The 21,786-nt window shown below is 60.4% G+C and carries 21 protein-coding genes and 1 other RNA gene; 7 read left to right on the top strand and 15 right to left on the bottom strand.

Features of this window, described 5'->3' with window-relative positions; translation table 11 throughout:
* Positions 1–28: 28 nt before the first annotated feature.
* The 5 genes from recR to EDD78_RS03395 all read right to left on the bottom strand — a co-directional run bounded on the left by recR (position 29) and on the right by EDD78_RS03395 (position 3,461).
* Positions 29–628, bottom strand: a complete 600-nt coding sequence (recR, locus tag EDD78_RS03375; protein ID WP_079699406.1) for a recombination mediator RecR — start codon at positions 626–628, stop codon at positions 29–31.
* A gap of 4 nt (positions 629–632) precedes the next feature.
* Entirely contained in the window at positions 633–977 is a 345-nt protein-coding gene (locus EDD78_RS03380) for a YbaB/EbfC family nucleoid-associated protein (protein ID WP_079699405.1), read from the bottom strand.
* Positions 978–1,069: 92 nt separating this feature from the next.
* A complete protein-coding gene (gene dnaX, locus EDD78_RS03385) occupies positions 1,070–2,671 on the bottom strand; it encodes a DNA polymerase III subunit gamma/tau (protein ID WP_132083964.1) in 1,602 nt (533 codons plus the stop codon).
* Between the two features lie 63 nt (positions 2,672–2,734).
* Positions 2,735–2,834: signal recognition particle sRNA small type (ffs, locus tag EDD78_RS03390), an RNA gene on the bottom strand.
* A gap of 93 nt (positions 2,835–2,927) precedes the next feature.
* The gene (locus EDD78_RS03395) at positions 2,928–3,461 is read right to left on the bottom strand and encodes a spore maturation protein (protein ID WP_132083965.1); all 534 of its coding nucleotides are present in this window, start codon (positions 3,459–3,461) and stop codon (positions 2,928–2,930) included.
* 513 nt (positions 3,462–3,974) lie between these two features.
* Here EDD78_RS03395 and EDD78_RS03400 point away from each other — a divergent pair.
* The 5 genes from EDD78_RS03400 (at position 3,975) to EDD78_RS03420 (ending at position 10,107) form a co-directional block, all read left to right on the top strand.
* Positions 3,975–5,060, top strand: a complete 1,086-nt coding sequence (locus tag EDD78_RS03400) for an ABC transporter substrate-binding protein (RefSeq protein ID WP_079699402.1) — start codon at positions 3,975–3,977, stop codon at positions 5,058–5,060.
* Positions 5,061–5,095: 35 nt separating this feature from the next.
* On the top strand, positions 5,096–6,010 hold the full coding sequence (locus tag EDD78_RS03405) for an ABC transporter permease (RefSeq protein ID WP_242942164.1): 915 nt from the start codon (positions 5,096–5,098) through the stop codon (positions 6,008–6,010).
* Positions 6,003–6,797: an ABC transporter ATP-binding protein gene (locus tag EDD78_RS03410; RefSeq protein WP_117507455.1), complete on the top strand. Its 795-nt coding sequence runs from the start codon at positions 6,003–6,005 to the stop codon at positions 6,795–6,797. Before EDD78_RS03405 ends, EDD78_RS03410 begins: the two co-directional genes overlap by 8 nt.
* A 183-nt stretch (positions 6,798–6,980) precedes the next feature.
* Positions 6,981–8,375, top strand: a complete 1,395-nt coding sequence (locus EDD78_RS03415) for an MATE family efflux transporter (RefSeq protein WP_079699400.1) — start codon at positions 6,981–6,983, stop codon at positions 8,373–8,375.
* A 160-nt stretch (positions 8,376–8,535) separates the two neighbouring features.
* Positions 8,536–10,107 carry an oligosaccharide flippase family protein gene (locus EDD78_RS03420; protein ID WP_165873094.1) on the top strand — a complete coding sequence of 524 codons (1,572 nt, stop codon included), beginning with the start codon at positions 8,536–8,538 and terminating at the stop codon, positions 10,105–10,107.
* 66 nt (positions 10,108–10,173) lie between these two features.
* Here EDD78_RS03420 and EDD78_RS03425 read toward each other — a convergent pair whose 3' ends face one another.
* Together EDD78_RS03425 and EDD78_RS03430 are read right to left on the bottom strand one after the other, a co-directional pair.
* A complete protein-coding gene (locus EDD78_RS03425; RefSeq protein WP_132083967.1) occupies positions 10,174–11,175 on the bottom strand; it encodes a rhodanese-like domain-containing protein in 1,002 nt (333 codons plus the stop codon).
* Positions 11,176–11,226: 51 nt separating this feature from the next.
* Entirely contained in the window at positions 11,227–12,144 is a 918-nt protein-coding gene (locus EDD78_RS03430) for a sulfurtransferase (RefSeq protein WP_079699397.1), read from the bottom strand.
* Positions 12,145–12,407: 263 nt separating this feature from the next.
* Here EDD78_RS03430 and EDD78_RS03435 point away from each other — a divergent pair, with 263 nt between their 5' ends.
* A complete protein-coding gene (locus EDD78_RS03435; RefSeq protein ID WP_132083968.1) occupies positions 12,408–13,973 on the top strand; it encodes an ArnT family glycosyltransferase in 1,566 nt (521 codons plus the stop codon).
* Positions 13,974–14,006: 33 nt separating this feature from the next.
* Here the strand turns inward: EDD78_RS03435 and EDD78_RS03440 are convergent, their stop codons facing one another.
* From EDD78_RS03440 to rffA, 7 genes are read right to left on the bottom strand one after another with little or no spacing between them, the layout of a single operon-like run.
* Positions 14,007–14,864, bottom strand: a complete 858-nt coding sequence (locus tag EDD78_RS03440; protein WP_165873095.1) for a GNAT family N-acetyltransferase — start codon at positions 14,862–14,864, stop codon at positions 14,007–14,009.
* A 14-nt stretch (positions 14,865–14,878) separates the two neighbouring features.
* Complete coding sequence (locus EDD78_RS03445; RefSeq protein WP_165873096.1) at positions 14,879–15,619, bottom strand: ABC transporter ATP-binding protein; 741 nt, start codon at positions 15,617–15,619, stop codon at positions 14,879–14,881.
* Positions 15,616–16,410: an ABC transporter permease gene (locus tag EDD78_RS03450; protein WP_132083971.1), complete on the bottom strand. Its 795-nt coding sequence runs from the start codon at positions 16,408–16,410 to the stop codon at positions 15,616–15,618. The genes EDD78_RS03445 and EDD78_RS03450 overlap by 4 nt, the downstream gene beginning before the upstream one ends.
* Positions 16,411–16,422: 12 nt before the next feature.
* Positions 16,423–17,373: an ABC transporter substrate-binding protein gene (locus tag EDD78_RS03455; RefSeq protein ID WP_132083972.1), complete on the bottom strand. Its 951-nt coding sequence runs from the start codon at positions 17,371–17,373 to the stop codon at positions 16,423–16,425.
* 23 nt (positions 17,374–17,396) lie between these two features.
* Positions 17,397–18,632, bottom strand: coding sequence for an ATP-grasp domain-containing protein (locus EDD78_RS03460; RefSeq protein ID WP_132083973.1), 1,236 nt, complete (start codon positions 18,630–18,632; stop codon positions 17,397–17,399).
* Complete coding sequence (locus tag EDD78_RS03465; protein WP_132083974.1) at positions 18,625–19,401, bottom strand: glycosyltransferase family 2 protein; 777 nt, start codon at positions 19,399–19,401, stop codon at positions 18,625–18,627. The genes EDD78_RS03460 and EDD78_RS03465 overlap by 8 nt, the downstream gene beginning before the upstream one ends.
* The gene (gene rffA / locus EDD78_RS03470; protein ID WP_132084122.1) at positions 19,391–20,512 is read right to left on the bottom strand and encodes a dTDP-4-amino-4,6-dideoxygalactose transaminase; all 1,122 of its coding nucleotides are present in this window, start codon (positions 20,510–20,512) and stop codon (positions 19,391–19,393) included. Before rffA ends, EDD78_RS03465 begins: the two co-directional genes overlap by 11 nt.
* An 81-nt stretch (positions 20,513–20,593) precedes the next feature.
* On the opposite strand from rffA, the gene EDD78_RS03475 reads away from it, so the two are divergent.
* On the top strand, positions 20,594–20,809 hold the full coding sequence (locus tag EDD78_RS03475; RefSeq protein ID WP_132083975.1) for a sulfurtransferase TusA family protein: 216 nt from the start codon (positions 20,594–20,596) through the stop codon (positions 20,807–20,809).
* Here the strand turns inward: EDD78_RS03475 and EDD78_RS03480 are convergent.
* Positions 20,799–21,698 carry a LysR family transcriptional regulator gene (locus tag EDD78_RS03480; RefSeq protein WP_079699387.1) on the bottom strand — a complete coding sequence of 300 codons (900 nt, stop codon included), beginning with the start codon at positions 21,696–21,698 and terminating at the stop codon, positions 20,799–20,801. The genes EDD78_RS03475 and EDD78_RS03480 overlap by 11 nt on opposite strands.
* Between the last annotated feature and the right edge of the window lie 88 nt (positions 21,699–21,786).

Below are 21,786 nucleotides of genomic sequence, written 5' to 3' on the forward strand. Positions count from 1 at the left end.
AGTGGCTTGTGCGCAAAAGCAAGCTGTGCTAAATTTCGCTGCGTCCCTCCAGCGCGCGGTAGAGGGTCACCTCGTCCGCATACTCCAGATTGCCGCCCACCGGGATCCCGTAGGCCAGGCGGGTTACCTTGAGGCCCATCGGCTTTAGGAGCCGGGCCAGATACATCGCCGTGGCCTCGCCCTCCACCGTCGGGTTGGTGGCCATGATGACCTCCTTGACCGTCCCGTCCGAGAGGCGGGCGAGCAGCTCCTTGATATACAGCTGATCAGGGCCGATCCCTTCCATCGGGGAGATCAGCCCATGCAGCACATGGTAAAGGCCGTTATATTCCCGGGTGCGCTCAAAGGCGACCACGTCCCGCGGGTCCTCCACCACGCAGATTAAGCTGCGGTCCCGCTTGCCGTCGGCGCAGACGGGGCAGAGCTCCTGATCGGTCAGGTTCTGGCAGACGGCACATTTCTTGATCAGCCGGTGCGCATCCAGGATCGTGTTGGCGAATTCCTCCGCTTTTTCCTTCGGAAGCCCCAGCATATGGAAGGCCAGGCGCTGGGCACTCTTGCGGCCGATCCCGGGCAGGCGCTCGAACTGCTCGACGAGCTTGGTCAGCGGCAATACGTTGTAGGCCATCCGTTTACATCCCCGGGATATTCAGCCCGTTGGTGATGGCATCCATCTCCTTGGAGGTGACGTCCTCCACCGTGCGGATAGACTCGTTGACCGCCGCCAGGATCAGGTCCTCGAGCATCTCAATGTCCTCGGGATCGACGACCTCGGGCTTCAGCTTTAAGGACTGAAGCTCCTTCTTGCCGTTGATGACCACGGTGACGGCGCCGCCGCCGGAGGTTGATGTGAATTCGCGCTCAGCCAGCTCGGCCTGTTTTTTCTCCATATCCTCCTGCATCTTCTGCGCCTTGCGGATCATGCCCTGCATATTGTTCGGCCCGCCGCCGAAGCCTTCCGGTAATCTTGCTTTCATTGTGATAAACATTCCTTTCTTGGGGATACACGGTCGTGATATGCGAGCCATTGGCTTCCCCAATTTTAAATTTCCTTATGATGAAACTGGAGCTACTCGCTTACTTTAAGGTCGATGTCCAGCTCATTTGCATTTTTCAGCAGCTCATCGAGCGGGTCCGCGCCCTCCTCGATCTTATAATGCCCTTCCTTGAAGGGACCGAGGCGGTGCTTCTTCCCGGTAATTTCAATGATGCATTCGTGGATGTTCTGCTTGGAGTATTCGTTTTCCCGAATGAGCTTTAAAAAAAGCTCGTTCTTCGAGTCGATCAGGATCAAGTCGTCCGCCAGGTAGGCGTTCGAGCCGATCAGCGCGCCGTAGAGCGCCCGGTTTTTTTCCTTGAGCTTTTCCAGCACCTCCGCCCACCGGGGGAAGGGGACGGCCCGCTTGCGCAGCTCCTCGGGCGGAAGGACGGGCTTTTTCGGCGCCTCGTCCTGCGCTTCGGGGGCCGCCGGGGACGCGCTCGGAGCGCTGCCGCCCTGGAGCGCTGCTTCCAGCTTTGCCAAGCGGGCGGCGAGGGCGCCGTCCGCAGCGACAGGCGGTACAGAAGCCGCCGGCGCCAAAGCAGCCGGGGAGGGGGACTCGCAGATGCGCACCAGCGCCATCTCGAGCTCCAGGCGCTTGTTCGGGGTGCGCCCCATCCGCGCGAGGGTATCCTGCAAGCAGTCCAGGATAAAGAGCAGCCGGGGCACCGCGAAGGCGGCGGCGCTCTGATTAAAACGTTCCAGCTCCTGAGGCAGGCAGACCACTAAGGAAGAGAGCTTGTCGGTGCACCGGGCGATCATCAGGTTGCGAAAGTGCCCCACCAGCTGCTCGCACAGCCGCGCAATGTCGGCGCTCCCTCCGGCGGCCCCGCTCAGTGCCAGCAGCGCGGCGGCGCAGTCTCCGCCGGCGATTGCGTCCGAGATGGCGAAGAGCATATCGCTACTCGAAAGCCCGGCGCAGTCGGCCACCGTTTTTAGGTCGATCGCAGCCGAGTGGGACCAGCACTGGTCGAGCAGCGAGATCGCGTCGCGCATCCCGCCGTCGGCCAGCCGCGCGATCATCAGCGCGGCGTCGCGCTCGATGGAAAAGCCCTCCTGCGAGGCGATATAGGATAGCCTGTCCGCAATATCCTCAGGGTCGATCCGTTTGAAATCGAACCGCTGGCAGCGGGAAATGATGGTTGCCGGGACCTTGTGCACCTCGGTGGTGGCGAGGATAAAGAGCACATGCTCGGGCGGCTCCTCCATGATCTTGAGCAGGGCATTGAAGGCCTCGGTGCTCAGCATATGAACCTCGTCGATGATGTAGACCCGCTTTTTGCACTGTACCGGCTGGTAGAAGGCCTGCTCGCGCAGCTCGCGGATGTAGTCCACGCCGCTGTTGCTCGCCGCGTCGATCTCCATCACGTCGGTGACCGAGTCGTTGTCGATCCCGGTACAGATCTCACATTCGCAGCAGGGGTTGCCGCCCTTGGGTTGGAGGCAATTGACCGCCTTGGCGATGATCTTTGAGCAGGTTGTCTTGCCGCTGCCGCGCAGCCCGGTGAAGAGATAGGCGTGGGAGGGCTTCCCGTTTTCCAGCTCGTTTTTGAGGGTGGTGGTGATGGCCTTCTGCCCGTAAACGTCGTCGAACGTGCGGGGACGGTATTTGCGGTAAAGCGCCTGATACAACCCACATTCCTCCTTCTGGGCTTATAACAAAATAGGCAGTCGATCCATATGCCCGGTCACGCAGAGATACAGGTTTGCCTGCGGCGCACGGAACAGACTGCTTAATGCTGCTCGGTTCCCCGCCTGACATGATTCACAGCGCCCCGCCGCACAGGGCCCGTATCTCTGCGTGACACGACATACGCATGCCCTGCCCATTTGATTCCATAGCCCTATTATTATATACGATTGGACTCCAAAACGCAAGTAATTTTCATCAGGAATAGAAAAACATCCGCACCATTATGGCGCTGGCCACAAAGCCGACCAGGTCGGCGGTCAGCCCGGCAACGACCGTGTGGCGGGTGTCCTTGACCTTGGTGGCGCCGTAGTAGATGGCGATGGTGTAGAAGGTCGTCTCGGCCGAGCCCATCATGACGCTCGCCACCCGCCCGCCGAAGCTGTCCGGTCCGAGATCGCCCAGCAGCTTTTGGAAGATGGCCATCGCGCCGCTGCTCGAAATGGGGCGCAGAATGGCCAGCGGCACCACCTCCTTGGGCAGGTGCAGCAGGTCCGTCAGGGGGGCGGCCGCGTTTGAAAGCACGTCCAAAGCGCCCGAGGCCGAAAACATCCCGATGGCGGTGCACAGCGCGATCAGGGCCGGAAGGATTTTGAAGGTGACGCCGATCCCTTCCTTCGCCCCCTCCAGGAAGGTGTCGAAGACCGGTACGCCCTTATATAGCCCGTGTATCAAAATGAGCACGATCACCACCGGTACGCTCAGATCGGAAATCAGCGTAAGGATCGGCATACGGTTTCCCCCTTTCTGTGTCGGCCTGATACCAGTTTATGAGGGAAGGGGAGGCGATATGTTTTCACCAAAATAAAGCGTGCGGCATAGATTGCAAAAAAAGGGTATTGACAAATTGAGACGATTGTGATTTAATCAAATAAACCGTTGACGGGGAGATTAAACCGTGAGCCGATCGAAATCGGCGTGGGCGCTCACAGAGAGCCGGGGGTAGCTGGGAACCCGGCAGCAGCACAGCGGACAAATGGACCCCTGAGGGCGCGGGGAAAGGCGAAAGCCGAGTATCCGGCGACGCGCGGCCGGCGTTATCGGGCCAGGAATGTGTTGGCATTCTGTTTGAGAGGATACGATTTTTTCGTGTCAATCAAGGTGGCACCGCAGGTTATTACACCTGTCCTTGAAATATTCAAGGACAGGTGTTTTTCGTTTTCCGGAGAACGAAGACAGCCGCGCCCCTTTACTCAAAACAACAACCAACAAAACCATAACCGTATTTTGAAGGAGTTGTTGATCATGAAAAAAACCATGAAAACCTTACTGTCCGCGATCCTTGCCTCCACCCTGATTTTTGCCGGCTGCTCGAGCGGCGCCGGTACCACCCAAAGCGAAGCGCCCTCTGAACCCGCATCCTCCGTCCAGGAGAGCGCGCCCGAGAGCGCGACGTCCGAAGCCTCCGAGGCGCCCGAGGGTACGGCGGATGGCGAGACCTATGAAATCGGCGTGGTGCAGATCGTCGACCACCTCTCGCTCAACACCATCCGCGACGCCTTCGTCAAGGAGATGGAGACGCAGCTGGGCGACCGGGTGAACATCGAGTGCAAGGACGCCCAGAACGACCAGAGCAATTTAAACTCCATCGTCCAGAAGTTCGTGGGGGACGAGAAGGACCTGATCGTCGCCATCGCCACCCCGTCCGCCCAGGCGGCCGCGGCGGCCACCAGCGAGATCCCGGTGCTCTATTCGGCGGTCACCGACCCCGAGGCCGCCAAGCTGACCGGGATTCCCAATGTCACCGGTACCTCGGATGCGATCCCGGTGGAGAGCATCTTTACCCTCGCTTCCAAGCTCACCCCGGACGCCAAGAAATTCGGCCTGGTCTACAACACCAGTGAGGTCAACTCGGTCTCGGTCATCGAGCAGGCCAAGGAATACATGAGCGCCAACGGCTACGAGTTCGCCGAGGCGACCATCACCAACACCAGCGAGCTGCAGCAGGCGGCCTCCAGCCTGGTGGGCAAGGTGGACGCGATGTTCACCCCCATTGACAATACCGTCGCCTCCGCTTTGGCGGTGATCGCCGGGGTGTGCAATGAGAACAAGATCCCCTACTACGTGGGCGCGGACTCGATGGTCAGCGACGGCGGGCTTGCCACCGTCGGGATCGACTACTCGGTGCTCGGCACCCGCACCGCCCAGATGGCGGCCGAGGTGCTCGGCGGCAAGAGCCCGTCCGACATCCCCTTCGAGGTGATGAGCGACTTCTCGACCATCCTCAACACCAAGACCGCCGAGACCATCGGCGTGCAGGTCCCCGAGGACGTCCTCTCGAGCGCGACCCTCTTTGACGGGACCCAGGGCGAGCTCACCGCCGGGGAATAGGATTATTTAGACTAAACATTAAGGTGGCTATAACCATGATGAGCTTGTTTGCCTTCCAGGGGGCGGTCGAGCTGGGGCTGGGATACGGCCTGCTCGCAATCGGACTATATATTTCCTACCGGATCGTGAATGTGGCGGACCTGACGGTGGACGGCAGCTTCACTCTGGGCGCGGCGGTATCCGCCGTGTTGACGGCGGCCGGGCACCCGGTTTTCGGGGTTCTCGCCGCCATGGTGATCGGGTCGCTGGCGGGCTTTGCAACGGCCTTTCTGCAGACCAAAATGAAAATCCAGCCGATCCTGGCGGGAATCCTTACCATGACCGCCCTGTACTCGGTCAACCTGCGGATCATGGGCAAGCCGAACGTACCGCTGCTGGGGGCGGATACCATCTTCACCATGATGGCCTCGGTGGTGGGGGATAAGTTTTCAAAACTCCTCACCTGCCTTTTGATCGTGCTGATCATCATGGCGGCGGTGGTCCTCTTCTTCCGCACCCAGCTGGGGCTTTCCATCCGGGCGACGGGGGACAATGAGGATATGGTTCGCTCCAGCTCGATCAATTCGGACATGACCAAGACCATCGGGCTTTGCATGGCCAACGCCATCGTCGCCCTCTCGGGCGCGGTGATCGCCCAGATGCAGATGTTCGCCGATTCGAGCATGGGGATCGGCATGGTGGTCATCGGCCTGGCGTCGATCATCATCGGCGAGGTCATCTTCGGCCACAGCAGCGTGCTGCGCAGCGTTATCGCGGTGACGCTCGGCTCGGTGATCTACCGGATCATCATCGCCGAGGTGCTCGAGCTCGGAATGCCGCAGGGGGACTTAAAGCTGATCAGCTCGGTCATCGTGGCGCTGGCCATCTCGTATCCGGTGCTGATCTCCCATCTGCGCATGCGCACCTTGCGTAAAGGCAATGATAGGAAGGGGGAGAAGAGCCGTGCTTGAGATTTCGGGTCTGCAAAAGGTATTCGGACGCGGCACCGTCAATGAGCGGGTGGCCATCAAAGACTTTTCCCTGAGCCTTCAGAAGGGGGATTTCGTCACCATCATCGGGGGCAACGGCGCGGGGAAGAGCACCCTCTTCAACCTGATCGCCGGGACCTATCTGCCGGACGGGGGGAAGATTCTCCTCGATGGGGAGGACATCACCTTCCAGCGGGAGTATCTGCGCGCGCAGCACATCGGGCGGCTCTTCCAGGACCCCTTAAAGGGCACCGCGCCGTCGATGACGCTCGAGGAGAACCTCGCGCTCGCCTACGGGCGGGGGACCAAGCGGGGCTTCTCGATCGGGATCCCGAAGCGGGACGCAGAGATGTTCTGCGAAAAGCTGCGCGCCCTCGGCCTGGGGCTGGAGGACCGGATGAAGACCCGCATGGGCCTGCTCTCGGGCGGGCAGCGCCAGGCGGTCACCCTTTTGATGGCGACCATCGTCACGCCGAAGCTCCTGCTGCTCGACGAGCACACCGCCGCGCTGGACCCCTCCACCGCGCAGAAGGTGCTCGAGCTCACCCAGCGGATCGTCAGGGAGCACGGGATCACCACCATGATGATCACCCACAACATCGGCAGCTCCCTGGAGCTCGGCAACCGCACCATCATGATGGATGAGGGCTCTTTGATCCTCGATCTTAAGGGGGAGGAGCGCGCGAACATGACGGTCCCGAAGCTCCTGGAGGTCTTTCGCGAGAAGAGCCGCAAGGAGCTGGACAACGACCGCATGCTCCTGTCCTGACGCTGTGAAATTGTACGAAATGTATGGCGAATTTTAGGAATCAATTTACAGATCAGCTATGGAGAATTCCCGCGAAAAATGGTATAATGAAAAACAGAATTCGCTTATTGGATTGATCACAGGGCGGCCTTATGGGCCGCCCTGTGATTCTTACGCAGTGACAGAGGGGGAATTGATTCTAAAATGGAAAATAACATTTCGTCTTCGCAAAAGATGGGAACCATGCCGATCGGGCCGCTGCTGGCGAGTATGGCGATACCGGCCATGTTTTCCATGCTGATCCAGTCGATGTACAACGTTGTGGACAGCATCTTTGTCGCCCGGATCGGGGAAAACGCCCTGACGGCGGTCTCACTGGTCTTTCCCATGCAGATGCTGGTGCTGGCCTTCTCGCTGGGCGCGTCGGTCGGCGCCAACTCCCTGATCGCCCGCCGCCTGGGCGAGGGGAAGCGGGAGGAGGCCTCGGCCGCGGCGACCAACGGCTTCTTTCTGGCGGGAATGAACTACCTGATCTTCCTGGTTGCCGGCATTTTTATCTCCCGGCCCTTTCTCGTGCTGTTTTCGCAGGATGCCGGGATTGTCGAGATGGGCACCCAGTACCTGACGATCGTCATGGTGGCCTCCTTCGGCATGCACATCGAGATGATGGGCAGCAAGATTTTGCAGGCGACCGGGAATATGATCGTCCCGATGGTTTCGCAGATCATCGGCGCCGTGACCAACATCGTGCTCGACCCGATCATGATCTTCGGCTTGCTCGGCTGCCCGGCGATGGGCGTGGCGGGCGCCGCGATCGCCACTGTGATCGGCCAGATTTTCGCCATGATCTTCGTGCTGGTGATGTACCTCTTTAAGGAGCACGACGTGCATGTGAGCTTTAAGCATTTCAGGCCCGACGGGCAGATTGTCCGGGACATCTTCAAGGTCGGCGTGCCCACCATGATCATGAACGCGATCGGCTCGGTGACCACCACCGGGATGAACGCCATTCTGATGGTCTACTCCTCCACCGCGGTTGCGGTCATCGGCATTTACTTCAAGCTCCAGTCCTTCGTGTTCATGCCGGTCTTCGGCCTGACCCAGGGCGCCATGCCGATCATGGGCTACAACTTCGGCGCGAACAACAAGAAGCGCTTCATGCGCACCATGAACCTGTCGCTCATCGTGGCCTCCATCATCATGGTGATCGGCACGGCGATCTTCTGCCTGATCCCGGACAAGCTGTTGCTGCTCTTCGACGCGAGCGAGCAGATGCTCTCCATCGGAACGGTGGCGCTGCGCACCATCGGCTTCTGCTTCATCGGCGCGGCGGGCGGTATCATCATCTCCACCATGTTCCAGGCGATGGGCTACGGCTTCAACTCCCTGCTGATGTCCCTGCTGCGCCAGCTGGTGCTCATCCTGCCGATCGGCTGGCTGTTCGGCAAGCTCTGGGGCTTAGACGGCGTCTGGTTCGCTTATCCGACGGCGGAATACATCTGCCTTCTGGTTTTCCTGCCCATCGCGGTTTCGGTGGTGCGCAAGGAGTTCCACAAAAAAGAGGAACAGGCTGTTTCCGGCCCGCAGCCGGAAGCCTGATCCCAGGCTATAAAGCGGTCCCGCGCGAGATTTTGCGCGGGACCGCTTTTTTGTATGAATGGGCCCCCGGCGGAAGCCGGGGAGTCTCATCCATAAAGCATAGTGCTCCCCCGACCTTCATAAGTATGAAGGAGGACAACATGGTATGGGGTGGCGCTTTTTGAAGATCAGCAGGGCTTCGGTTTTTTATAATGTTTCGGTGCTCACGGTATCGGGGGTGCTCTTTCAGCTGCTGGGGTTCGTTTACCAGGTAATTCTCAGCCGGATGGCGGGCGCGCAGGCACTGGGGGTCTACCGGCTGGTGTCCCCGGTGTTGACGGTGGTGCTCGCCGCGACCCTGTCCGGGCTGCGTCTGGCGGTGACCAGCCTCTCGGCGGGGCTGCGCGCCGGGCGGGACACGGGACGGCTCAGGGCGTTGGTGCGAAAGAGCATGCTCATTTTCTTCCGCCTCTTCCTGGTGGCGGCGGTGCCGGTGGGGATTTTCAGCCGCTTCATTGCCGAACACGTCATTCTGGAGGGACGCACCGCCAAGGCCCTGCTCCTGATCCCGGTCTATGTTTTTTTGATCGGCTTCGAGTGGACCTTTGAGGCTCTTTTTCTGGGAATCGGAAAGACCAAATATACTGCCGTCTCCAACCTGCTCGAGCAGTTTTCCAAGATTGTCCTCGTCTCGGCCCTGCTGCTCTGGCTGGGGCATAGCGAGGATTACGGCCAGGTCGCCTTTTACATCATGCTGGGGATGACCCTCAGCGAAATCCCGTCGGTCGTCTGGCTTCTGGCGTCCTACCGGCGCAAGGTGTCTTCCCAGGGCCGCGCGCGGAGCGCCGTGGGGGAGGAGCCTCTCAAAATCCTGCCCCTGGCGCTTCCGGTTTCGATCTCGGCGGTGGTGACCAATTTGATCGCCTCGGCGAGCGTGGTGATCCTGCCGGGGAGATTAATCGCTTCGGGCCTGAGCTCGGGCGAGGCGCTGAGCGCCCTGGGCGTGGTCAGCGAGATGGCTCTGCCGCTGATCACCCTGCCGATGGTGCTTATCCGCGCGATGTCTTCGGTGCTGCTGCCCACCATCTCGCGCAGCATATCGCAGAGCAACGGCGCGGATGTGCGCCGCAAGGTGCAGAAGTCTTTCCAGGCGACCGGGCTCTTTGTCCTGCCCGCCACCGCCATCCTGGTCCCGCTGGCGGGGCCGCTCTCGAAAATCCTCTACCGCCAGGAGCTCGAGCCCGCCTATGTGCTGCTGCTGGCCATCGCGGCCGTTTTCACCTACTTCGAGGTGATCGCCTCGAGCATCCTCAACGGCCTCGGCATGCAGCGCGCCGGGATGCTGATCATGATCGTGGGGGAGGGGATACAGCTGCTGTGCACCTATTACCTCGCGGCCCTGCCGAATCTCGGAATCTACGGCTACATCATCGGGATGATCCTCAGCCCTCTGGCGGTGCTGCTGCTGAGCCTTGAGGCCATCCGCTATAAGACCGGTTGCGCCCCGGCATTTTATGACAGTTTCCTGCTGCCTATGCTGGCGGCGGGGGTCACGGGGATGTTCGCGCGCTACTTCTACGTCACCTTTCTGCCCCTGTTCGGCGGCCAGCTCCTGCCCATCTTGGCGGCGGCCGCCTGCAGCGGCGGGATCTGTATCGCCATCTTCCTGATGGCGGGGCTGCATCCGCTGCGCTATTATAAAACATTGACCATCCCGGGGACGGCGCGGGGAAGGGGCGCGGAGCGAAAATAACCCGACGGCAAGGAAAAAGGCCGCGGACTTTAGTCCGCGGCCTTTTTCTTCTATCGTAGGGATGGATTAGTCGGTGACGACCTCATAGCCGGCGCCCAGCCAGCCGGTCCCGGCATCCGCCGAGCCCATGCCGCCGCTCAGGGAGTAGGCGTTGTAGCCCAGCAGGCGCAGGATCGCCATGACCTGCGAGGAGGTCTGGCCGCTGTAGCACTGCACGATGATGGTCTTATCATTCGGCAGCTCGGAGAATTTCTCCTGCATGCCCAGGCCGAACGGGTTGTTGACAGCCCCCGGGATGTGGCCCTTGGCATAGTCCTCGGCCTGGCGCACCGAGTAGACGAGGTAACTGTCGTCCTCGGCGTCGATGATCTCCTTGAGGCTCTCGGGCTTGAAGTTGAAGTTCTCGAAGGTGCTGCCCTTGGCGGCCTCGAGGTCGGAGTAGTACTTGTCCGCGGCGGCCTGGAAGGCCTCCTCGACCGGATAGCTGTCGGTCGGCAACGCGACGGCCTCGGTGTCGATGTAGGCTTCATACCCCTCGACCTTGGAGATGCCGTTGTTGAAGCCGGACTGCACCGTCTTGGCATACTTGCCGACGACGTTCAGCAGCGCGGCGGTCTGGGAGGAGGTCTGGCCGGTATAGCAGTAAACCATGACCGGCTTGTCGTCCGGGATGATGGACAGGCTCTCGGCAATGCTCTTGCCAAACGGGATGTTTACCGCGCCCTTGATGTGACTTTCAGCATAGACGTCGGGCTGGCGGATGTCCATGATGAACATGTCCTCGCCCGCGTCGATCTTCGCAAAGAGGTCCTCAGGCTGGATGACGTTCTTGTCCTCCGGGAAGGAGGCGAAGTAATCCATCGCCTTTTCGGTGACCGCATCGGCGGCAGGGGCTTCCGCTTCGGGAGTGCTCTCGGCCTCAGAAGAAGAGGCCTCGGAGGACTCGGTGGCGGAAGAGCTCTCTGCCGGGGCGGCGGAGGACTCGGCAGGCGTACTGCTGGAGGAGCATCCCGCAAAGGCGGAAGCCGCCAGCACGAACGACAGGATAATGGCAAACGTTTTTTTCATTGATTCTTACTCTCCTAAAGTCATCATTTTATGTTTCCCGCAAACCTATACTTAAGAAGCATCCTTCTGGCTGGGAGCCAGGGCGGCGCCGGCGGGCATCTCGACCGGGTTGTTCGGATTGGCGGACCACTCCGAATAGGCCCCGTCGTAGATTTTGATGTTGCGGTAGCCCGCGTCGTACAGTCTCAGGAAAACCGGAGCCGCGCGCATCGAGGTTTTGCAGTAGGTGATGATCTCCTTCTCGGGGCGCAGGTCCTTATTGATGTAGTTGATCCGGGTGGTCTGGGTGTCCTTAAAGGTGCCGTCGGCATAGAAATTGTCGGCGTAATCCCACATGATCGAGCCGGGAACCTTGCCGACCTCGGCATACTCCGCATCGGTGCGCACATCGAGCAGCGCCACGTTCGGGTCGGGATTCTCCACCTGCTTCATGACGTCGTCCTTGGTGGCGATCCACTGGGTGTTCTTCTCGCTCGCGGTGAAGTTTCCGGGCGCCGGGGAAGGGGTTTCGGTGCTCATTTCAAGCCCGGCCTCCTTGATCGCGCCGATACCGCCGCTGACCACCTTGGCGTTCTCATTGCCGTAGACGAGCAGGGTCCAGAACAGGCGGGCGGCGCTCATCTTGTCGGAATCATAGATGAGGATGGTGGTATCATTTGAGATGCCCTTTTCGCTCATCAGCTTGTCGATCTTGTTCTTGGACGTGAGCATGTTGTCCACCGGAACGTTGATCACGATGTCGTCCTTCGTGATGTTGACTGCGCCCTTGACATGTCCGGACGCGTAGTCCTCCGGGCTTTGCATGTCGATGATTGCGACGTTCTCGCCGCCTATGTAGCCTTCCAGCTCCTTGACGCTGATGATCTTCTGATCGCTCTCGGCGTACTTGGAGGGGTTACAGGCGGTGAAAGACATGAGCACCATGATGAGAGCTAAAAGAATCGTTAATTTTTTAGCAATCGTCCTCATGCGCATCCTCCTTACTTGTGATAAACTCGTGAATTTGCCGCTGGAATGATAGTAAACCCGTTAATGTCCGTTCATGGCGGATGCCTCAAATCCGTCACAAACGATCCTGATTTTATTATACTTCATTCTGCCGTGGCAGAGCTATAAGGATTTGTTATGTTATATATGACTATTTAATGCCAGACTTTTTGTGGAATTTGTGCTACAATGGGACTATCATGCGGCCTGTGAGGCAATGAAGGGAGGACTGTGCCATAAAAAAATTGGATACTGGCAGGCGTGCGGATCTCGCCGCGCTGCTGCTCATCCTGCTTTTTTTCCTCCTCAATCTCTGCTTTTTGACCCGCTTCCCCTTCGTCCACTCGGATGAAAGCTGGCTGGCAGGGCTGAGCCGCAACATGATGGAGCAGCGCTCCCTCGGGGTGACCGAGCCGTTTTTCGACCTCAAGGCGCGTTATCCGCACGCGGTCAAGTCCCTGTTCCACCTGCTGCAGATGCCTTTTTTGCGGCTGCTGGGCCATCATATTTTTTCGGTGCGCCTGCTGTCCCTGCTGGGCGGGTGCCTGACCCTCTGGGTATTTTACAAGGCGGCGCGCCGCTTTTATCCCGGACACCCCTTGCCGGCGCTGGGCGCGATGGCGCTCTTGGCGTGCGATGTGCAGTTCGTCACCGCCTCCCACTTTGCACGGCAGGAAATCCTGATCACCCTGGCGATGGTTCTTTGTCTGTACCTTCTTTTGCGCTCTCCGCAGCGTCTTTCCCGCCGGGAGACGCTCCTGCTCGCCCTTGTCACCGGCCTTTCGGTCGGGCTGCACCCCAACAGCTTCCTGGTGGCGGCGCTCTGCGGGGCGGTGCTGGCCTTGCGCTGGCTGCTCTTCCACACGGCGAGCGGGCGGGATATGATCTGGTATGTCGCCGTGACCGGCGCGATCGCGGCGGTATTCGTCGGGCTGAGCTTTTATTTTGATCCGCAGTTTTTGACCCATTACTTTCAAAGCGGGCAGATGGAATACGGGATCGACCCCTCCGTTGCCGGGCGGATGGGGGAGCTCGGATACTTTCTGCAAAAGCTCTTTCACCGGGTGAGCGGGACCTATTACCTGCCGGACATCAGGCTGCAGTTCGTCCTGTTCCCCATGCTGCTGGGGATGGCGCTGCTCTATGCGCTGGTGCAGCGAAAAGAGGAGCCCGAAGCAAGCCAGCGGCTGCTGAGCGTGCTGGCGGCCGTCTGCGGAGTGCTGGGGAGCATGATGCTCATCGGACGCTACAACCAGACGGGGATCGTCTTTTTCATGCCGCTTTGCTGGCTTCTTTGCCCCTTTGTGGCGGGGCTCTTTGGAAGAATTCTGGGACGGGTGCTCTGCTTACTGCTGGCGGCGGCGACGGTTTGTGTCAGTATAAGCTGCGTGCGCCCCTGGCTGGACGTGCGCTATGAAGACTACCTCGCCAGGATCGCACAGAGCGTTCCGGCCGACGCACGGGTGATCGCCAACCTCAACGCCGATTTCTACTTTGAAAACGGCTGCCTGCGCGACTACCGCAACCTGAGCAAGATCCGCCAGAGCGGCCTCAGTGTGGAGGAATACGTCGAACAGAATAAAATCCAGTATATCCTCCTCTCGAGCGAGCTCGATTATATCTACCGGCGCCGGCCCCAGTGGAACATTCTCTACGGCCCGCTCGACTACTGGGAGGAGCTGAAAGCCTTCCTGGACGAGCATTGTGAGGAGGCGGACCACTTTTACGACGATACCTATGCCGTACGCATCTCCGAGCTGGTCCATACCGGGCAGGACTTTTCTGTCACAGTCTACCGGGTCAAAAGCTGAACCGGGCTGCCAGATACACTGGCAGCCCGGTTTTCAGGTGTGCGAGGTCTCGGGGAAGCAGAATTCCTTTGGCAGGGCGTCCCCGCGCACGAAGAGGGCGTTGTCGTCCTCCCAGAGCGGCTCACGCGAAAAGGGGAGGGCGCTTTGGTCGGGGCAGAAGCCCAGGCACAGCCTCCGGCAGCCGGGCGGCACCAGGGAGGGGAGCAGCTCGTCGAGTGCAAAGGGCTGCTCGCTCAAAATGTCGTCGATGTAGAGGGTATCATCGGTGCGCTCCATTACAATGATCCGTTCTTCCAGCCGCCAAAGGCGCCGGGGTACCAGGGAGCAGGCGGCGCGCAGCGGCCAGCAGTCGCGGTGGACCCCGAGGGTCTGGGACACTGGAACCCGCCGCTCGCACAGGCGCAGCAGGAGTACTCTGTCCTGCGGATCATCCGTATTGAGCTGGTGCGGAGACGCGTCCTGCCGTTTTAGCGCGCTCACGTCGAGGGAATAGGTGGTCTGAGGAATACGGCGAAAACCGAACTTCGGGTAGAAGCCCAGCGCCTGGTCGTTGGCGAAGAGGTAGATGAGCTCCCGGTCCTTATAATGCGCCAGCACCCGCTCCATCAGCCCGGACATCAGCCCGCGGCCGCGGTGCTCTTTTGCGGTCATCACCGTGCCGAGCTGGACGGCGGGAACCTCCCGCCCTTCGACAATAAGGTCGAACAGGTTGGCCGAGCAGTTTGCGATCACCTCGCCGTCCTGCACCAGCGAATGGGGGATATACCGACCGTGCGGCAGCATGCCGCCTTGGTACCAGGGTTCAAAGTCCAGCGAGAAGGTTTCGATGGCGAGCCGGTTAAAACTTTGGCGCAGGGCGGGATCGTTTAAGTATCCGCTGATCAGTTCCATGTGGTCTCCTTTGTTTATCGCAAGAGTGCTTCCAGTCGCCCCTTGAGGGCGGGGGAGCCGTCGTTTTGAAAGCATTCCCCCAGCCGGTGGGCAGCGCTGTCAAAGACCGCGATCCGCTGTGAGAGGGTGAGCGCCTCGTCGATGTCGTGGGTGACGAATATCACCGTCACCCCGCGCTCGCGCCAGAGCCGCAGCAGGGTATCCTGCGCGCTGCGGCGGGTGAGGTAATCGAGGCTGGAAAAGGGCTCATCCATCAGAAGCGCCAAGGGCTCCAGCGCCAAGGCTCTTGCCAGGGCGGCACGCTGCTTCATACCGCCCGAGAGCTCGTGCGGATAGCTTTCCTCATACCCCGTGAGCCCGACCTCGGAAAGGCACGCCTCGGCGCGTTCAGCCGCCTGTTCCTTATGAAAGGGGCGGGCGGTCTTTTTGATGGCATAGACAATGTTGCCCCAAAGCGTCATCCAGGGGAAGAGCTGCCCCGGCTCCTGAAAGATCATAATCATCCGGCTGTCCGGATGCAGCACCGGCTGCTCCCCCAGGGTGATTTTTCCTCTGTCCGGCGGGTCGAACCCGCCGAGGATGCGCAGCAGGGTGCTCTTGCCGCAGCCCGATTTGCCCAGGATCGAGAGAAATTCCCCCTGCCGCACCTCGAGCGAGAGGTCGGAAAGTACGACGTGCCCCTCGGTTTGCCCCGCCAGGGGCGGAAAGCTTTTATCCAGATGCTCGCCCCGCAGGGTCAGCCGATCATTTCTCATTGTGCGCTCATCCCCCATTTCTGGATGGTGCACCGCTCCAAACGATTGAAGACGAGCTCCTCCACCGCCATGCCGATTGCGATCACCAGGATGATCCCGGCGAACAGCCCGGCGGTATTCATAAAGGTGCGCTGCTTGAAGATGTACCATCCGAGTCCGCCCTTCGAGCCGATCGCCCCGAAGACCATCTCGGCGCTGATCAGCGCCCGCCAGGCGCGCGCCCAGCCGATCTTGAGCCCGGAGAGCAGATAGGAAAAGGAGGCGCGCACCCGGATTTCCCAGGTGATCGCCAAGGGGCGCAGCGACAGGTTGTGCCCCACATCGAGATAGATTTTCGGAACCGCGCGGAAGCCGGCGGTCAGGTTGAGCAGCACCGGCCAGAGCGCCGAGTGCACGATGATGGCCACGATCGCCCCGGTGCCGGTGCCGAACCACATGATGATCAGCGGCAGGATGGCGATCCCCGGCAGCGGATGCGCGATAGCGGTCAGCGCGTCGGTCAGGCTCTCCATTACCTGTGAGCGCACCGAGAGCAGCGCGAGCAGGAAGGCCAGCACCACCCCGATCAGCAGCCCCCAGAGGATGACGCCAAGGGAAAAGAAGGTCTGATAGAAAAGGTCCCCGCGCAGGAAGGACTCGCCCATCACCCGCAGCACCTCCTCGATGGGCGGGAAGAGCAAGGGGGAAACATGCAACAACTTGACCGAGAGCTCCCAGCACAGCAGCAGCGCCCCGATCCAGAAGGCCCGGGCCAGCGAGCGATGGCGGCCCATCCAATTACCAGCTTTCATAGGAACCTCCCTTTAGCGGTTGACGTTGGGGAAGACGATGTCCTCAAAGCGGGGGCTCTCCTTGGTGAAGCCCATGCGCTGCATGGCGTCCGAGAGCTTTTCGATCCCCTCGAGCCGGTTGGAGTAGATGGTGCCGTTGTAGGTCATCTGCGCCTTTAGCTCGTCTTCCGGGATGCCATAGACCGGAGCGAGCAGGCGCACCGCTTCGTCCATGTTGTCGTTGATGAAAGCGATTGCCTCGTCAAGCGCCGCGATAAAGGCCTTATATTGCTCGGGCCGCTCGTCATAAAAGCGCTCCATCGCCACCCCGGTGATGAAGGTGAAGGGCCCGCCCATAATCTCCTCCCCGGTGAGGATGGCGTGCATGCCTTCGTCAAGCTCCATTCCGATGTAGGGCGGGGTCGCCACATGGGCGCTGACCTCGGTGCCGGACATGAGGGCGTTCATTGCGTCGGGGTGGGAGAGGGAGACGAGCTGGTTGTCGAAGTAGCCCGGGTCCCCGAACTCCTGCTCGGCCGCCATGCAAAGCAGCACATGCTGGGTGCAGGCCGGGGAGAGGACGGCGATCCGGTCCTCCGGGGTAAAATCCCGCAAAGACTGGATTTCGGGGCGGTTGACCACGATGGCCATCTCGTTGAAGGAAATCCCGGTGGCATATTTCCACTCCATTCCGTTGTCGATCCCCATCAGGACGGGGGCCGGGCCCATGAAGCCGAAATCGACCTCCCCGGCGAGCATCCCCTCCCGAATTGCGGTGGGGCCGCCGAACTGCTTCCAGTTGATCTGTACGCCGGGCAGGCGCTCTTCCAAAAGGTGTTGTTCCTTCATGATCTGCAAGGGGGCATAGGCGATCCCGAACTGTTCGGCAATGTTCAGCACCCCCGTGTCCGCCTTACCGGAGCAGCCGCTCAGCGGCAGGAGCAAAGAGAGGGCGGAAAGAAGTAGAATAAATCCTTTTTTCATAGTGGGTAAATCTCCTGTGATATCTAGAATATGTCCCGTTTCAAGACGAGGTTCTGCCCGTGCGGGTCCAGCACCTGCAGCGTGCGGTAGAGCTCTGCGATGTGCTCCGGCATACGGCCATCCTCGCTTGCCAGCACGCAGTGCCCGAAGCGGGCGGTCGCGTTTTCAAGCGGGGGGATGGCCTCCCCTTCCTGGTAGTTATAGCCGGCCGAAAGGACGAAGGGGAGCATAAGAAGCTCGGACAAAGGGGTGATGGAGGAGATTTGGCCGCTGCGGCAGAAGAGCAGCTGGACCGACACCTGGCGGCTGCAGCTTTGCGGATCGTACCCTTCCAGTACCGAGCAGTCCACCGGGAGGCCCAGTGCGCGGCAGAGGGCGGCGTGCAGGATGTCGAACCCGCTGAGGTAGGGGATGAACACATCCTCGAAGGCCCCGCCGATCCGGCAGGCGAGCTCGTTGACCAAAACTCCCTGCTCCCCGATCAGGAACTGGATATAAAGCGGCCCCTCCGGAATTCCGAAGGCGGCCACGATATGCTCCGACATTTCCCGAATCTCGGGATAGCGGTCCATGTGTACGCTCGGGAAGCGGTGCGCGGCGCAGACCCCGATGTGCACCGGGTCGGGGTGGCACTGCCGGTCGGTCAGCGCCAGGATGTAGAGCCTGCCGTTTTGTATCCAGCCCGAGAGGGTGACCTCGTCGCTGGGATAGTATTCCTCCACCAGTGCCTGCCGCTCGCGGGAAAAGGAGAGGGTCTGCGGCAGGGCGCATAAAATTTCGGCGGGGGAGTCCATCTTATAGACTCCCCGCTGCCCCTGGGAGTCGAGCGGCTTGATGACCAGCGGCGGGCAAAGTTCGGAGAGCTCCCGCTCACCTATGTCCTCGTCGAAGAGTTTCCAGCGCACGGTGGGGATATGGTGATCGGTGAGGATTTGCTTCATCACCCGCTTGTTGGTGACGGCCAGGGCAGTCTCTGCATCAATAGGGCTCGGCAGGGAGCAGGCCTTCGCCACCGCGGCGGCGGTATAAACCGGCTGGTCGGTGCCGATGGTCATCACCCCGTCCACTTGCTCCCGGCGGGCGAGGGCAATGCAGCCGGGAATGTCAAAGGTGCTCACCCGCCTATGGAGGTCGGCATATGCGGCGGCGGGCGGACACTCGTAGTAGTCGGCCAGCACCACGGTATGTCCGAGGCGTTTCGCCAGCTTCACAGCGCTCAGCTGGCAGTTGCCCCCACCGAGGATTAGAATCTTACTCATCGTCCTCCCAGCCTCCCATCCTGCTATCGATTTCGTAGGGGACGCCCCGCTCCCTGGGGCGAAAGAGGGAGCCGGGCGCGGTATAATAGACAAACAGCTTCCAGTAAAGCTCCGTCAGCCGGCGCAGGGTATAGCCCGAACGGCCGTACCGGCGGGGCGGCTGGGAAAAGGGGAGGTTGTCCACCCTGGGGCTATGTAGAAAGGAAGCGGCGGAGAGATAGACGAACTCCCGCGCGCCGGCGCAGATTTTCTTCGCCAGCTCGCCGGTCATGATCCGGTAGGCGCTCACCTTGATCCCTTTCGGCTTGTGAGTGCAAAGGGCGAACAGCCCGTCGCGCAGCGCAGCCCCGAGCCGGCGGTAAAGGGGCCGGTGCCGGATATTCGGGATGGCGTAGACCAGGTCGTATCCCTCTTTCGCCCGGTCATAGAGCGCTCCGCCGAGCTCGGGCGGGTGCTGCAGATCGTCGTCCATGGTGATCAAATAGCGGTGCCCCCCGGCGAGCTGCAGCCCGCACAGCAGGGCATTTTGCTGCCCGAAGTTGCGCCGCAGCCGCACGGCAAGAATGGCGGAGTTATCCTCTGCCAGACGGCACAGCACCTGCCAGCTGTTGTCGGTGCTCCCGTCGTCCACCAGGACGAGATGCACCGATATATCGCGTCCTTGCCAGTAGGCGAGCAGGCGCTCTGCCAGCTCCTGCAAAGAGGAGGCGCTGTTGTAGACCGCCACCACCACGGCGAGCTCGCCCGCCGGCCCTAAGTCAGAGCGCATGGGCCAGCACCTGTGCCACCTGCTGCGCCTCCCCGACGCTCAGGTTGGGATGGACCGGCAGGCGCAGAAGCGTCTCATAGGCGCGCCTGCTCGCCGGCAGGTCGTCGTCCCGGTAGCCCAGCGCGTGGCCCATCGGGGACATATGTAAGGGGACATAGTGGGTGCGCGCGTCGATCCCCTGGGAATGCAGCCGATTTTGTACCCGCCCGAGGGTACCTGGCCCGTCGAACCGGACATAGAACAAATGCCCGTTGGACGAGCAGTCCGGCGGCACTGACATCAGCCGCAGCCGCCCGCTTTCCTCCAGCGGCAGAAGGGCCTGACGGTAGGCTTCGCAGAGCTCGAGCCTTCGGGAGGTAATCTCTTCGAGGGAAAGCAGCTGGGCGTAGAGCAGGCAGGCGCACCATTCGCTTAAAATCAGGCTCGATCCGCGCGAAGTCCAGGCGTACCGCCCGCTCTCCCCGCGCAGGTAGCCGCTGCGGTTGGTGCCGCATTCGCGGTAAAGTTCGGCCTGCTGACGGTACTTTTCGGCGCAGGTGAGCGCCCCGCCCTCGCCGCAGGAAATGTTCTTGGTGCTGTGAAAGCTGTAAGCGCCAAAATCCCCGATGGTCCCGAGGTGCCGCCCTTTGTAGAAGGCTCCCACCGCTTGGGCGGCGTCCTCGATCAGGATCAGCCCCGCCTCGTTTGCCAAACGGACCAGGCGGTCCATGTCGCAGGAGACCGCGCCGTAGTGCACGGTGATCACCGCCCTGGTGCGGGGGGTGATCCGCCGCTGCATATCGTCGATGTCCAGGTTTTGGGTATCCGGGTCCACGTCGCAGAGCACCGGGGTCCCCCCGGCGAGGAGGACCGCATTCCCCGCGGAGGGGAAATTATAGGAGGGGAGGATCACCTCGTCCCCGGATTTCAGATGGAGCACGCCCAGCGCCAGCTCGAGCGCATGGGTGCACGAGGGGGTCAGAAAGGGTAAGTTTGTGTGGAGACGGCTTTGAAAGAGGCCCTGTACCCGGGCGGCACAGTCGCCGTCCGAGGCCATGGGCCCCATAAGGCAGTCCTCGATCAGCTCCCGTTCATGGGGGGAGCGAAAACGGCTGTAAAAGGAGATGGGCATAGTACGAAGTCCTTTCATCAAAGGATGAAGAATTATCTCTCGCAATGTGTTATAATAAAGAAGCGAGAGGAGGGAGCGTATATGTACGAAATCAATTGCCTGGGGGATATCTGCCCGGTTCCGCTGATGAAGCTGCAAAAGGAGCTCAAAACCCACAGTCAGATCCGGCTGATCACCGATCACAGCTGCGTCTGCGAGTCGATCACCAACTACTGCAGGCAGCGCAGGCTGAAGATGAGCATCCTCGAACCGATCAACGGCGTGTGGGAGATCACCGTCTGTGCGCTCAGCAAATAGAAGTGCTTACAATGTGCTCGACGTAGCGGGTGACCTCGGTGATGCCGAGGTTGGAAATCTGCTTCTTGTGCTTATAAATAATATAGACGTCATAACTGAGGTTGATCCCATCGGCATCAAGGATTTTGAGCTGCTTGAGATAGACCTCTTTTTTGATTGCCATATAGGGGAGGAAGGCGAGGCCGTGCCTTGCGATCACCGAGGCCTTGACCGACTCGGTGGAGTCGAGGTGGCACATGATATTGAAATCGCCGAAATCGTAGCCCAGCGTTTTGATCTGCTCGAGCAGCAGCCGGTAGGAACTGAAGTTTTCATTGAGCATGATCAGCGGGAACTTTTGAAGCTCCCGAAGCGAGATATGTTCGCCGACGTGGTAATCCTCCGCGGCGACCAGGCAGATCTTGTCCGAAAAGCTCTTCTTGCAGACCAGCCCGCTCTCGCCGGTGCTGCCCACGATAAAGCCGATGTCGGCTTCGTCGTCCAGCACCTGGTGCAGCACCTCGCTCGAGGGCATGGAGGAAAGCAGGAAATTGTACTGCGGATATTGGGTTTTCAGCTTAAAAAGGGTGCAGGGGATGGCATAGTTTCCCGCCACCGGGGTGGCGCAGATGCGCACGATGCCGCTGTTGTTCTGCAGGCTCTCGATGTCCTCGCGGAAGTTTTCGTAGACCCGCATGAACTGCACGGCATATTTTTGCATGATCTTGCCCGCCTCGGTCAGCTCGATCCCGCGGTTGCTGCGCTCGAAAAGCTTGAAGCCCACCTCGTCCTCGAGGCGCTGCATCTGCTGGCTGAGCGCGGGCTGCGAAATGTGGTTTTGGGCGGCCACGCGGGAGATGCTCTTCTCGTTGGCGATCTTGCTGAATAGAATGATATGCTCCAGATGCACACAAAGACCTCCTCACTGCTATTGAATGTTATTATACCAGCTTTCATAAATAATTCAATTGGCAAGCCCTTTGCCATAAAGGTACATT

Source organism: Harryflintia acetispora (assembly GCA_004340125.1).
Taxonomy (GTDB): Bacteria; Bacillota; Clostridia; order Oscillospirales; family Ruminococcaceae; genus Harryflintia; species Harryflintia acetispora.

Excerpts from the sequence above, each read along its gene's own strand:
- recR (WP_079699406.1), bottom strand. The coding sequence starts at position 628 with ATGGCCTACAACGTATTGCCGCTGACCAAGCTCGTCGAGCAGTTCGAG.
- EDD78_RS03380 (WP_079699405.1), bottom strand. The coding sequence starts at position 977 with ATGAAAGCAAGATTACCGGAAGGCTTCGGCGGCGGGCCGAACAATATG.
- EDD78_RS03395 (WP_132083965.1), bottom strand. The coding sequence starts at position 3,461 with ATGCCGATCCTTACGCTGATTTCCGATCTGAGCGTACCGGTGGTGATC.
- EDD78_RS03400 (WP_079699402.1), top strand. The coding sequence starts at position 3,975 with ATGAAAAAAACCATGAAAACCTTACTGTCCGCGATCCTTGCCTCCACC.
- EDD78_RS03405 (WP_242942164.1), top strand. The coding sequence starts at position 5,096 with ATGATGAGCTTGTTTGCCTTCCAGGGGGCGGTCGAGCTGGGGCTGGGA.
- EDD78_RS03415 (WP_079699400.1), top strand. The coding sequence starts at position 6,981 with ATGGAAAATAACATTTCGTCTTCGCAAAAGATGGGAACCATGCCGATC.
- EDD78_RS03425 (WP_132083967.1), bottom strand. The coding sequence starts at position 11,175 with ATGAAAAAAACGTTTGCCATTATCCTGTCGTTCGTGCTGGCGGCTTCC.
- EDD78_RS03430 (WP_079699397.1), bottom strand. The coding sequence starts at position 12,144 with ATGAGGACGATTGCTAAAAAATTAACGATTCTTTTAGCTCTCATCATG.
- EDD78_RS03440 (WP_165873095.1), bottom strand. The coding sequence starts at position 14,864 with ATGGAACTGATCAGCGGATACTTAAACGATCCCGCCCTGCGCCAAAGT.
- EDD78_RS03445 (WP_165873096.1), bottom strand. The coding sequence starts at position 15,619 with ATGAGAAATGATCGGCTGACCCTGCGGGGCGAGCATCTGGATAAAAGC.
- EDD78_RS03450 (WP_132083971.1), bottom strand. The coding sequence starts at position 16,410 with ATGAAAGCTGGTAATTGGATGGGCCGCCATCGCTCGCTGGCCCGGGCC.
- EDD78_RS03455 (WP_132083972.1), bottom strand. The coding sequence starts at position 17,373 with ATGAAAAAAGGATTTATTCTACTTCTTTCCGCCCTCTCTTTGCTCCTG.
- EDD78_RS03460 (WP_132083973.1), bottom strand. The coding sequence starts at position 18,632 with ATGAGTAAGATTCTAATCCTCGGTGGGGGCAACTGCCAGCTGAGCGCT.
- EDD78_RS03465 (WP_132083974.1), bottom strand. The coding sequence starts at position 19,401 with ATGCGCTCTGACTTAGGGCCGGCGGGCGAGCTCGCCGTGGTGGTGGCG.
- rffA (WP_132084122.1), bottom strand. The coding sequence starts at position 20,512 with ATGCCCATCTCCTTTTACAGCCGTTTTCGCTCCCCCCATGAACGGGAG.
- EDD78_RS03475 (WP_132083975.1), top strand. The coding sequence starts at position 20,594 with ATGTACGAAATCAATTGCCTGGGGGATATCTGCCCGGTTCCGCTGATG.